The 11,850-nt window shown below is 71.8% G+C and carries 12 protein-coding genes; 9 read left to right on the top strand and 3 right to left on the bottom strand.

All coding sequences use genetic code 11. The annotated features are described in order from the left end of the window. The first annotated feature begins 22 nt into the window (after positions 1-22). Positions 23-637, top strand: coding sequence for an outer membrane protein (locus HCU73_RS16360; protein WP_168624551.1), 615 nt, complete (start codon positions 23-25; stop codon positions 635-637). Positions 638-710: 73 nt separating this feature from the next. On the opposite strand, the gene HCU73_RS16355 is transcribed toward HCU73_RS16360, so the two are convergent. Together HCU73_RS16355 and HCU73_RS16350 are read right to left on the bottom strand one after the other, a co-directional pair. Next, positions 711-1,880, bottom strand: a complete 1,170-nt coding sequence (locus HCU73_RS16355; protein WP_168624550.1) for a pyridoxal phosphate-dependent aminotransferase — start codon at positions 1,878-1,880, stop codon at positions 711-713. A gap of 124 nt (positions 1,881-2,004) precedes the next feature. Then, entirely contained in the window at positions 2,005-2,358 is a 354-nt protein-coding gene (locus HCU73_RS16350) for an MmcQ/YjbR family DNA-binding protein (RefSeq protein ID WP_210730680.1), read from the bottom strand. 238 nt (positions 2,359-2,596) lie between these two features. Between HCU73_RS16350 and cysS the strand changes: the two genes are divergently transcribed. Genes cysS through HCU73_RS16330 form a run of 4 tightly spaced genes read left to right on the top strand, consistent with a single transcriptional unit; the run spans position 2,597 to position 7,080 of the window. After that, a complete protein-coding gene (gene cysS, locus HCU73_RS16345) occupies positions 2,597-3,985 on the top strand; it encodes a cysteine--tRNA ligase (protein WP_168624548.1) in 1,389 nt (462 codons plus the stop codon). Further along, positions 3,978-5,597: a citramalate synthase gene (cimA, locus tag HCU73_RS16340; RefSeq protein WP_168624547.1), complete on the top strand. Its 1,620-nt coding sequence runs from the start codon at positions 3,978-3,980 to the stop codon at positions 5,595-5,597. The genes cysS and cimA overlap by 8 nt, the downstream gene beginning before the upstream one ends. Next, complete coding sequence (locus tag HCU73_RS16335) at positions 5,594-6,313, top strand: class I SAM-dependent methyltransferase (RefSeq protein WP_168624546.1); 720 nt, start codon at positions 5,594-5,596, stop codon at positions 6,311-6,313. Before cimA ends, HCU73_RS16335 begins: the two co-directional genes overlap by 4 nt. Then, complete coding sequence (locus HCU73_RS16330) at positions 6,310-7,080, top strand: squalene/phytoene synthase family protein (RefSeq protein ID WP_168624545.1); 771 nt, start codon at positions 6,310-6,312, stop codon at positions 7,078-7,080. Before HCU73_RS16335 ends, HCU73_RS16330 begins: the two co-directional genes overlap by 4 nt. A gap of 52 nt (positions 7,081-7,132) precedes the next feature. On the opposite strand, the gene HCU73_RS16325 is transcribed toward HCU73_RS16330, so the two are convergent. Next, on the bottom strand, positions 7,133-8,401 hold the full coding sequence (locus HCU73_RS16325) for an MFS transporter (protein WP_168624544.1): 1,269 nt from the start codon (positions 8,399-8,401) through the stop codon (positions 7,133-7,135). Positions 8,402-8,469: 68 nt separating this feature from the next. Between HCU73_RS16325 and HCU73_RS16320 the strand changes: the two genes are divergently transcribed. The 4 genes from HCU73_RS16320 (at position 8,470) to HCU73_RS16305 (ending at position 11,719) form a co-directional block, all read left to right on the top strand. Then, positions 8,470-9,105: a DNA-3-methyladenine glycosylase family protein gene (locus HCU73_RS16320; protein WP_168624543.1), complete on the top strand. Its 636-nt coding sequence runs from the start codon at positions 8,470-8,472 to the stop codon at positions 9,103-9,105. Continuing rightward, entirely contained in the window at positions 9,102-9,788 is a 687-nt protein-coding gene (locus HCU73_RS16315; protein WP_168624542.1) for a prolyl oligopeptidase family serine peptidase, read from the top strand. The genes HCU73_RS16320 and HCU73_RS16315 overlap by 4 nt, the downstream gene beginning before the upstream one ends. Before the next feature lie 196 nt (positions 9,789-9,984). Further along, complete coding sequence (locus HCU73_RS16310) at positions 9,985-10,581, top strand: HNH endonuclease (RefSeq protein WP_168624541.1); 597 nt, start codon at positions 9,985-9,987, stop codon at positions 10,579-10,581. Between the two features lie 181 nt (positions 10,582-10,762). Then, positions 10,763-11,719: an agmatinase gene (locus HCU73_RS16305; RefSeq protein ID WP_168624540.1), complete on the top strand. Its 957-nt coding sequence runs from the start codon at positions 10,763-10,765 to the stop codon at positions 11,717-11,719. The last annotated feature ends 131 nt before the right edge of the window (positions 11,720-11,850 follow it).

Genomic DNA, 11,850 nt, shown 5'->3' with positions numbered 1-11,850 from the left:
GCGTTTTTCGAGGAGCATTTGAATGACCCGTACACTGCTCGCCGCGACCGTCGCCGCCCTCGCCCTCACCGGGCCTGCGCTGGCCGGCGGCACCGGCCCCGCCGCCCAGCCGCCCGTCATCATCCCCGTCGCCCCGACGCCCGACTGGGGCGGGTTCTACGGCGGTGTCATGCTCGAATGGGGCCAGGGCACCGTGTCGAACAGCGGCGCCCCGGGCCGCGGCCCGACCAGCGTCGACATCGACGGCATCAACTACGGCATCTTCGCGGGTTACCGCGTGGATTACGGCAGCACCGTCTTCGGCGTCGAGCTTGACCTCGTGTCGAGCGACATGTCCGTCAGCGGCGGCGTCGGCGAAGTCGACAGCCTGATCCGCGGCACCCTGGAATACGGTGTCGATACCGGCAACGCCTTCCTCTACGGAACCGCCGGCGTGTTCGGCGCGACGATCTCGCCCTCCGGCCCGTTCGACGACTACGACTGGGGCTTCGTCGGCGGCTTCGGCGTGGACTACCGCCTGAGCGCCAGCACCTTCCTGGCCGCCGAGGTCCTGTACCACCGCATCGACGATTTCTCGGGCTCGGGCGCCGACATCGACGCCACCACGATCGGCCTGGGCATCGGTTTCGAGTTCTGATCCGGGCCGTTGCCCGATCCTCACGCCTGCAAGGGGCCCGGTCTTCCGGGCCCTTTTCCTTTTCCGCGCGCCGTCACAGACCGTCGGCGTAGCGGACCAGCCGGTCGACCGCCTCGGCGAAACGGTCGTCGGGAAGGGTCAGCGCCACCCGCAGGTGGCCCGCCGCCGCCCGGCCGAAGCTTTCGCCCGGCATCACGGCCACCCGCTCGGCGTCGAGCAGCCCCGCGGCGAAGGCCGCGCCGCTCAGGCCGGTCGCGCGGATGTCGAGCATCACGTACATCGCCCCGTCCGGCGGCACCGCGCGCAGCCGGGGGTGCCCCGCGATCCGGTCGAGCAGGATCGCCCGCCGCCGCAGGAAGGGCGCGGCCACCGCCGCCTCGGCCTCGGGCCCCAGCCCCAGCGCGTAGAGCCCCGCCTCCTGGATGTAGCCCGGCACCCCGTAGGTGGTGTGGGTCGCCAGCGTCACCAGATGCGCGATCACCTCGGCCGGGCCGGCCAGCCAGCCCAGCCGCGAGCCGGTCATCGCGTGGCTTTTCGACAGCGACCCCACCGTCAGGGTGCGCGCCGCCATGCCCGGCACCGACGCCGTCGGGATGTGCCGCCCCGCCCAGACCTGGCTGTCGTAGACCTCGTCCGAGATCACCCACAGGTCGTGGGCCTCGGCGATCGCGGCGATGCCCGCGAGGCTCGCCTCGGAATAGACCGCCCCGGTGGGGTTGTTGGGGCTGTTGATCAGCAGCGACCGCGCCCCGGGCGCCGCGGCGGCCAGTGCCGTGAGGTCGGGCTGGAACCCGTCCTCGCTGCGCGCCGCGACGGGGACGGGCACCGCGCCCACGGCCCGGATCGTGCCGGGGTAGGTGGCGTAGTAGGGGTCGATCAGCAGCGCCCGGTCGCCCTCGTCGCAGGCCGCGTGGTGGGCCGCGAACAGCGCCGCCTGGCCGCCGGGGGTGATCAGCACGTTCTCGGGGCCATAGGCCCTGCCGTGGGAGGCCGACAGCCGCGCCGCCACCGCCCGGCGCAGCGCCGCCATGCCGGGCACCGCGGCATAGCCGGTGTGGCCCGCCCGCGCCGCGCGGTGCATCTCGTCCAGGATGTCGGGCGCGGTGCGCACGTCGTGCTCGCCGATGGTCAGCTCCAGCACCTCCTCGCCCGCCGCGATCATCGCGCGGGCGCGGTAGAACAGGCTCCAGCCGTCGTCGCCGTCGCCGGTCAGGGTCGCGATGCGCGTGGAGGGGGCGGGCATGGGCAGGGCTCCGGCAAGGGGGGATTCGCGCCGCGCAGATGGCCACGCCGGCTGCCCGGGCGCAACCCGCGCCCTTGGTCGTCGCCCGGCACGGGCGCCTCAGTCGTCGCCCGGCACGGGCGCTTCAATCGTCGCCGGGCTGGGGTGTCTCGGTGGGGTCGGCGCGCGGCCAGTCGCGGCGCACGAGGTTGTAGCTCTCGATCAGCCGCAGGCGCAGCTCCTCGGGCGAGGTCTCCCAGGGCAGGAGCACCCAGCCGCCGCCCGACAGGTAGGGCGCCGAGGCCGGGCGGCTGCGCCGGATCACCGCCAGGGCGCGCGCCATGTTGGTTACCCGCACCGACAGCCCCTCGCCGGTCTCGGTGTAGGCCGCGAACATGTGGCCGTTGATCTTCCAGACGACCGTGTCGGGGCCAAAGGGCTGGTCCCGTTCGGCCCTGGGCAGGGCCCGGCAGTGGCGGTCGATGAACTCGTGGCGCATTTCTTGCACATACAACGGTATACCGCGGCGACTGTCAAAGCCCGTCGAAGCCCCTTGCGCCGCGCGGCGCACTTGGTCACAGTTGCGCCCATGACCCACCCGATGCGTCCCCGCACCGCGATCTGTATCTGCCGCTGACATCCCCCTGTCGCCGGCCCGGTCATCTATCGGTTTTCAACCCAACCGCAACCTGTTAGGCCCCCGGCGCCGGTCTTCGGTCCGTTGAAAGGCTTGCCCCATGGTCGAGATTCGCCTCCGCAACTCCCGCACGCGCCGGGTCGAGCCGCTGCGCCCGCTCGATCCCGCCAATGTGCGGATGTATGTCTGCGGCCCCACGGTCTACGACCGCGCGCATCTGGGCAATGCCCGGCCGGCGGTGGTGTTCGACGTGCTCTACCGGCTGCTGGCGCATGTCTACGGCCCCGCGCACGTCACCTACGTGCGCAACTTCACCGACGTGGACGACAAGATCAACGCCCGCGCGGCCGAGACCGGGCGGCCGATCTCGGCCATCACCGAGGAAACCATCGCCTGGTACCTCGAGGACATGGCCGCGCTTGGCGTGGGCGAGCCCACCCACATGCCGCGCGCGACCGCCTACATCGCCCAGATGGTCGCCATGATCGAGGGGCTGATCGCCGACGGCCACGCCTATGCGGCCGAGGGGCATGTCCTGTTCCGGGTACGGAGCTTCGACGCCTATGGCCAGCTGTCGGGCCGGTCGGTTGACGACATGATCGCGGGCGCGCGGGTCGAGGTCGCGCCCTACAAGGAAGACCCGATGGATTTCGTGCTGTGGAAGCCGTCGCCGGACGATCTTCCCGGCTGGGACAGCCCCTGGGGCCGTGGCCGCCCCGGCTGGCACATCGAGTGCTCGGCGATGGCCAAGGCACTGCTCGGCGACACCTTCGACATCCACGGCGGCGGCAACGACCTGATGTTCCCGCACCACGAGAACGAGATCGCCCAGAGCTGCTGCGCCAACCACACCGACCGGATGGCCCAGATCTGGATGCACAACGAGATGCTGCAGGTCGAGGGCAAGAAGATGTCGAAGTCGCTCGGCAACTTCTTCACCGTGCGCGACCTGCTGGATCAGGGGGTGCCGGGCGAGGTGATCCGGTTCGTGTTCCTGTCGACGCATTATTCGAAGCCGATGGATTGGACGGCGAAGAAGGCGGAGGAGGCGGAGAGGACGCTGATGAAGTGGTATCGGCAGGTCGGTCTTAGCACGGCAACCGAACCTTATCAGCCTGTCGTGGAGGCACTTGCAGATGATCTCAATACGCATGAGGCCCTGACCCAATGCCACGCCGTCTCGAACGCAGGTGATGTGTCGGCGCTACGCGGCAGCCTGCATTTGCTTGGCCTCCTAGCCGACAGCGTTCCGGATTGGGCGCGGGTTCCGGGATTCTCGGACGCCGAAATGGGGCTGGTGCGCGATCTTCTGCAGAAGCGGGATCAAGCGCGCGCGAACAAAGACTGGCAGCGTGCAGACGCAATCCGCGATGGACTTGCAGAAGCTGGCGTCCTTGTTCGCGATGTGAAATCAGGTGAGCCGCAGTTTGAGAAAGCCGCTCACTTTGACATCAACCTGCTTGATCGCTTGTGGGCTTGCCATGGCTGACCGTCTCTACCTCTACGACACCACGCTGCGCGACGGGCAGCAGACGCAGGGCGTGCAGTTCTCCACCGCGGAAAAGGCCCGCATCGCCGAAGCGCTCGACGCCCTCGGGCTGGACTACATCGAGGGCGGCTGGCCGGGCGCGAACCCCACCGACAGCGCCTTCTTCGATACCGCCCCCGCGACCCGCGCCACCATGACCGCCTTCGGCATGACCAAGCGCGCCGGCCGGTCGGCGGAAAACGACGACGTGCTCGCCGCCGTCCTCAACGCCGGCACGCCCGCCGTCTGCCTCGTCGGCAAGACCCATGACTTCCACGTCACCGAGGCGCTCGGCATCACCCTCGACGAGAACCTCGAGAGCATCCGCGCCTCCGTCGCCCATTGCGTCGCACGGGGCCGCGAGGCGCTGTTCGACGCCGAGCATTTCTTCGACGGCTACACCGCCAACCCCGCCTATGCGCTGCAATGCCTCCGCGCCGCCCATGACGCCGGCGCCCGCTGGGTGGTGCTGTGCGACACCAACGGCGGCACGCTGCCCGACGAGATCGGCCGCATCACCGCCGAGGTCATCGCCGCCGGCATCCCGGGCGACCGGCTCGGCATCCACACCCACGACGACACCGGCACCGCGGTCGCGGGCAGCCTTGCCGCCGTCATGGCCGGCGCGCGCCAGATCCAGGGCACGCTGAACGGGCTGGGCGAGCGCTGCGGCAACGCCAACCTGACCACGCTGATCCCCACGCTCATGCTCAAGGCGCCCTATGCCGCGCGCTTCGAGACCGGGATCAGCCCCGAGGCGCTCCACGACCTGACCCGCGTCAGCCGGATGCTCGACGACATCCTGAACCGCGTGCCGATGCGGCAGGCGCCCTATGTCGGCGCCTCGGCCTTCGCGCACAAGGCGGGGCTGCATGCCTCCGCGATCCTCAAGAACCCCGCCACCTACGAGCACATCGACCCCGCGCTGGTCGGCAACGCCCGCATCATCCCGATGTCGAACCAGGCCGGCCAGTCGAACCTGCGCCGGCGCCTGGCCGAGGCCGGCCTCGACGTGCCCCGCGACCACCCCGCGCTCCCCGCCATCCTCGAGGAGATCAAGGCCCGCGAGGACCAGGGCTACAGCTACGACACCGCGCAGGCGAGCTTCGAGTTGCTGGCCCGGCGGGCGCTCGGGGAAATGCCCCGGTTCTTCGAGGTCAAGCGCTACAAGGTCACCGTCGAGCGCCGCAAGAACAAGTACGACCGCATGGTCAGCCTGTCCGAGGCCGTGGTCGTGGTGAAGATCGGCGACGAGAAGATGCTGTCGGTCTCGGAATCGATGGACGAGCAGGGCACCGACCGCGGCCCCGTCAACGCGCTGTCCAAGGCGCTGGCCAAGGACCTCGGGCCCTACCAGCGCTACATCGACGACATCCGGCTGGTCGATTTCAAGGTGCGGATCACCCAGGGCGGCACCGAGGCCGTGACCCGCGTCATCATCGACAGCGAGGACGGCGCGGGCCGGCGCTGGTCGACCGTGGGCGTGTCGGCCAACATCGTCGACGCGAGCTTCGAGGCGCTGCTGGACGCGGTGATGTGGAAACTGGTGCGCGACGGGGCGCCGCCGGCATGATCCCCGCCGATCACCCCTTCTTCGTCCTGCACGCCGACCTGCCGCGCGAGGGGCCGGGCGAGACCGCCGACGTGGCCTGGGCGGCGGAGGTGGCCGGCACGCCCGACACCGCCCGCATTCTCGACGCCGCCTGCGGGCCCGGCGGCGACCTCGGCGCGCTTCTTCGCGCCGCGCCCAAGGGGCATGTCACCGCCATCGACCTCCACGCGCCCTTCATCGACGCCGCCCGCGCGCGCTGGGGCGCCGACGGTCGGGTGACGCTCACGGTGGGCGACATGACCACGCCCGAGGGGCCCTTCGACCTGATCTGGTGCGCGGGCGCCGTCTACTTCCTCGGGATCGAGGCCGCGCTGGCCGCCTGGCGGCCGCGCCTCGCCCCGGGCGGGGCCATCGCCTTTTCCGAGCCCTGCCTCTTCACCGACGCCCCGAGCGCCGAGGCGATCGCCTTCTGGCAGGGCTACGAGGGCCTGACCGACGCGGCCGGCATCGCCGCCCGGGTCACCGCCGCGGGCTACGAGACGCTGGCCACCCGGGCCCTCGGCGACATCGCCTGGGAAAGCTACTTCCGCCCGCAGGAGGCGCGCATCGCCCGCCTCCGTCCCGGTGCCGATGCGGGGCTGGCGGCCGTGCTGGACGAGGCCGAGGCCGAGATCGCCGGCTGGCGCGCCTGCCGGGCCGAGACCGGCTACCTCCTCAGCGTGGTGCGCCCGGCATGAGCCTGCAGGCCTGCGCCGACCTCGTCGCCCGGGGCGACCCCGACCGGTTCCGCGCCGCCATGGCCGCACCCGTGGCCGCCCGGGCCGTGCTGTTCCCGCTCTACGCCTTCAACATCGAGGTCACGCGCGCGCCCTGGGTCACGGCCGAGCCGCTGATTGCCGAGATGCGGCTGCAGTTCTGGCGCGACGTGGTCGAGGAGATCGCCGCCGGCCGCACCCCGCGTGCCCATGAGGTGGTGGCGCCGCTGGCCGCCGCGATCCCGGCGGCTGTGGCCGGGGGGCTGGACGCGCTGGTCGCCGCGCGCCGGCGCGACATCCACAAGGATCCCTTCGCCGACCGGGCCGAGTTCGACGCCTACATCGCCGACACCGCCGCGCCGCTGGTGACGGTGGCCGCCCGCGCCTTGGGCGCGCCCGCGGCGGCCGGTCCGGTGCTGGCCGATGCAGGCTGGGCCTTCGGGCTTGCGTCCTATCTGCGCGCGATCCCGGCGCTGGAGGCCGCGGGCCGCCAACCGCTGGTCGAGGGCACGCCGGCGGCCGTGGCGGGGCTGGCGCGCGAGGGTCTGGACCGTCTGGCGCGGGCCCGGGCGGGGCGCGGGGCGGTGCCGCGGGCGGCGGCGCCGGCGCTGTTCGCCGGCTGGCGGGCCGAGGCGACCCTGCGGGCGGCGGCGGCCGATCCGGGCCGGGTGGCGGCGGGCGACCTGCCGGGGGCGGGGATCAGGGACAGCCTGCGCCTTGCGCGGCTGGCGGCGACCGGGCGCTGGTGAAGCCGAAGACCTGCAGGTCTTCCCGCCGTCCTGCTTCAGCAAAGCGCGCTTGTCAGGTGGCCAAGGCGTCCTTCGGCCTGAGCGCGAGCCAGATCAGCGCCGCGCCCGCCAGCACCAGGAAGGGCAGCATGGCGAGGTTCACCGCCGTCCAGCCGGTCTGCACGTCGTCGCCGAAGCTCATCATCAGGCCCGAGGACAGCGAGGCGAAGGTCACGCAGCCAAACACTAGGAAGTCGTTCAGCCCCTGCACGCGCCCGCGTTCCTCGGGGCTGTGCGCCTGGGTCAGCAGCGCCGTCGCGCCGATGAAGCCAAAGTTCCAGCCCACCCCCAGCAGCACCAGCGACGCGAAGAACTGCGTCAGCTCCACCCCGGTCAGCGCGACGCCGCCCGCGCAGGCCAAGAGGAACAGGCCCACGGCGACGATGCGGATGGCGCCGAAGCGCGCGATCAGGTGGCCGGTGAAGAAGGACGGCGCGAACATGGCGATGACATGGGCCGAGACGATGTCGGCGGCGTTGCCAGTGGTGAAGCCGCAGCCGACCACCGCCAGCGGCGTCGAGGTCATCAGCAGGTTCATCAGCGCGTAGGAGACCATGCCGCAGATGATCGCCACCGCGATCCGCGGGTCGCGCAGCAGCTCGGCCCGGCTGCGCCCGGTGGCCGCCCCCGGCGCGGGTGCCGCGGGTTTCGGCAGGTCGAGGAAGACGAACAGGAGCGCGCCGACAAGGTTGATCGCCACCACGGCCGCATAGGCGCCGACGAAGGGCACCACGGTGGCCTCGGCGGTGAGCTTGACCAGTTGCGGGCCGATCAGCGCCGACAGGAGGCCCCCCGCCATGACGTAGGAGATCGCCTTGGGCCGGAAGGCGGGCGAGGCGGTGTCGGCGGCGGCGAAGCGGTAGAAGCCCTGCGCCGACATGTAGATGCCGGTGAGGTAGGAGCCGAACAGGAACACCAGGAACTGGTCGCTCCAGAGCCCCCAGCCAGCGACGGCCGCGCCGGCCGCGCCGCCGAGCGCCCCGGCGAGGAAGCCGACCCTGCGGCCGTAGCGCTGCATCAGCGCCGAGAGCCACGGGGCGGTCGTCATCGACCCGAACACGATCAGCGAGATCGGGATCGTCGCCAGCGCCGGCGAGGGCGCGATCATCAGCCCCGCCAGCCCGCCGACCGTGAAGATCAGCGGCATCTGGCTGCCCAGGAGCGCCTGCGCGGCCACCAGCACCGCGACGTTGCGCCGGGCGCGGGCGTCGTCGTGCGCGGGGGCGGCGAGATCGGGGGCCGGAAGATCGGGGCCCGGAAGATCGGGGGTCGTGTCCGTCATGACGCTGCGGTATCGGGAATCCCGGCGTCCGTCCAGTGGCCGGCGCGTCGCGGACAGGGGGCGAGGGCATGGCGCAGGCACCGGCGCGGATCGAGACCGAGGCGGACCTGGCGGCGGGCGCGGCCGTGCTGGTGGCGCGTGCCCCGTGCTTTGCGCCCGTGCTGGCGGCGGTGGGGCCCCTGCCGCTCCGGCGGCGGCCGGACGGGTTCCCCGCGCTCCTGTCCGCGATCGTGGGGCAGCAGGTCTCGACCGCCTCTGCGGCGGCGATCCTCGGGCGGCTCGAGGCGGCGGGTCTTGCCGAGGAGGGGGCGGCCGCGGCCGCCTCCGAGGAGGCGCTCAGGGCCTGCGGGCTGTCGCGGCCCAAGATCCGCTATGTCCGGGCGCTGGCGGCGGCGCGGCTGGATTACGGCGCGCTCCGCGCCGCCGACACCGAGACCGTCGTCGCCACCCTGACCGCGCTGCCCGGCATCGGCCGCTGGACCGCCGAGATCTACGCCAAGTTCGCCCTCGGCCACGCCGACGCCTTCGCCGCGGGCGACCTTGCCCTGCAGGTCGCGGCCGCCCGCGCCTTCGACCTGCCCGCGCGCCCCTCCGAACCCGCGCTGCGCGAGATGGCCGCGGCGTGGTCGCCCGTCCGCGCGGTTGCCGCCCGCGCGCTTTGGGCCTACTACCGTCTGGACACCGGACGGGAGGGCAGTCTGTGACGCGGGTTCTGGATTACGGCACCGTGCCGGCGCTGTCGGGCGAGGCCGACAGCATGGTCATCTTCCTGCACGGCTATGGCGCCGACGGGGCCGACCTGCTGGGGCTGGCCGAGCCGTTGAAGCAGCACCTGCCCGACACGGTGTTCCTGGCGCCGAACGCGCCCGAGCGGTCGGTGATGAACCCGATGGGCTACCAGTGGTTCCCGATCCCCTGGATCGACGGATCGTCCGAGGAGGCGGCGGCCGAGGGCATGGCCCGCGCGGTCGAGGACCTGAACGCCTGTCTCGACCGGGTGATGGCCGAGCACGACATGATCGCCGAGCAGGTGGCGCTGGTGGGCTTCTCGCAGGGCACCATGATGAGCCTGCATGTCGCGCCGCGCCGGGACGAGGCCTTTGCCGGGGTCGTCGGCTTTTCCGGCCGGCTGATCGAACCCGAGGCGCTGGTCGACGAGGTGCAGGTGCGCCCGCCGATCCTGCTGGTGCACGGCGACCGCGACGACGTGGTGCCGCCGCAGGCGCTGCCCGAGGCGGCCGAGGCGCTGGAGCGGGCGGGCTTCACCGAGGTCTACGCCCATGTCATGCGCGGGACCGGCCACGGCATCGCGCCCGATGGCCTGGGCGTCGCGCTGGCCTTCCTGCGGCAGGTCTTCGGGCTGGAGCGCGGCGGCGCGGGCGACTGATGCGGGCCTGCCGGCCGACCGGGCGTTCCTGTCACGAAATCGTCAGATCCGGGCGCTAGGGCTGTCCCTGGCATCCACTGCATGTTGTTGGGCTTGCCGGATCGAAAAGCCTAGATATAGTGATGTCATGCTGGAGCGGGGGCTCCCGCTCTGGTGCCAGGAAACGGGGCAGACAGGGCGGGAACGGAGTCTCGGCATGGATGGCGCGACGGAGATCGAGTTCAGGACGCAGTTCGTGCGGGAGCCGGGGGCGCTGAAGTCCCATCCGGCGCTGGTGCTGAACGCGGATTACCGGCCGCTGAGCTACTATCCCCTGTCGCTCTGGCCCTGGCAGGAGGCGGTGAAGGCCGCCTGGCTCGACCGGGTGCAGATCGTGGCGGAATACGACGAGGTGGTGCGCTCGCCGTCCACGTCGATCCGCATCCCCTCGGTGGTGGTGCTGAAGGATTTCGTGAAGCCGCAGAAGCGGGTGGCCTTCACCCGGTTCAACCTGTTCCTGCGCGACGAGTTCTCGTGCCAGTACTGCGGGGCGAAGGGGGACCTGACCTTCGACCACGTCGTGCCGCGGGCGCGCGGCGGCGTGACCAGCTGGGAGAACGTGGTGGCGGCCTGTTCGGGCTGCAACCTGCGCAAGGGGTCCAAGAGCCTGCGGCAGTCGGGGCTGAGCCTGCGCAAGCCGCCGCGGCGGCCGGGGGCGGAGGAGCTGCGCAACGTGGGCCGCAAGTTCCCGCCGAACTACCTGCACGACAGCTGGCTCGATTATCTCTACTGGGACAGCGAGCTGGAGGCCTGAGCCGCCGCTCCTCGGGCCTGCCGGCCCCGCGTCGCCGCGACCGGGCTGCGATGGCCCGGGCGGGGTGGCTCGTGGCTGTCGGGGCTTGCGTATTTGGGGAAAGATGAAGGGCAGGGTGGGTGACAGGGGGCGCCGGGCCGGCTAGCGTCGCGGCCAGAGACCTTGCCCGGAGCCAGCCTTCATGTCCGACCCGTTCTTCCAGCCGCCCTCGGGCACCGACCTGCCGCGCTATGCCGGCGTGCCGAGCTTCATGCGGCTGCCCTACCTGCCGCCCGATCACCCGCGGCGGGGGGAGGTGGAGATCGGGATCTTCGGGCTGCCCTGGGACGGGGCGACCTCGAACCGGCCGGGGGCGCGCCACGGGCCGCGGGCCTTGCGCGATGCCTCGACCATGATCCGCGAGCGCAACCGGGCGACCGGGCAGGAGCCGTTCCGCGCCGCGCGGATCGCCGACCTGGGCGACGTGGCGATGAGCCCGGTGGACCAGGACGAGGCGTTGGGGAACGCGCAGGCGTTCATCCGCGGGGTGCTGGGGCAGGGGATCCGGCCCTTCATGGTGGGGGGCGATCACCTGTGCACCCTGACGGTGCTGCGGGAGCTGCGGGCGGCGCGGGGGGAGCCGTTCGGCCTCGTGCTCCTGGACAGCCACACCGACCTCTACCCGCCGTATTTCGGGGGCCAGACCCTGACCCACGGCAACCCGTTCCGGCAGGGGATCGAGGAGGGCTGCCTCGACCCCGCCCGCTGCGTGATGGTGGGGATGCGGGGGACCTCCTACAACAACGCCGATTTCCAGTATGGCTGGGACAAGGGCGTGCGGATCGTGCCGATCGAGGAGTGCATGGAGCTGGGCTGGACCGCCGTGATGGAGATCGCCCGGGCCGTCGTGGGGGACGGGCCGACCTATGTCAGCTTCGACATCGATTTCGTCGATCCGGCCTATGCGCCGGGGACGGGGACGCCCGAGGTGGGTGGACCGACGAGTTTCGACGCGATCCGGTGCGTGCGCAGCCTGCGCGGGCTCGACATCATCGGGGCGGACCTGGTGGAGGTGTCGCCGCCCTTCGACACGGGCGGGATCACGGCGTGGCTGGGCGCGTCGGTGATGTTCGAGCTGCTCTGCGCGATGCAGAAGTAACGCGCCGCCCCGCGGGGGCGCCCGGTTGCCGCAGGCGGGGCATCTGCTAGACTCGCGCGTGGGCAGGGTGTAAATGCCGGACCAGAGGAACCTGTTAGCGCTAACAGGCTCCGCAAACCGGATCGGGAATT

Source organism: Roseicyclus persicicus (assembly GCF_012395815.1).
Taxonomy (GTDB): domain Bacteria; phylum Pseudomonadota; class Alphaproteobacteria; order Rhodobacterales; family Rhodobacteraceae; genus Roseicyclus; species Roseicyclus persicicus.
This window is presented reverse-complemented; position numbering and strand designations above follow the sequence as displayed.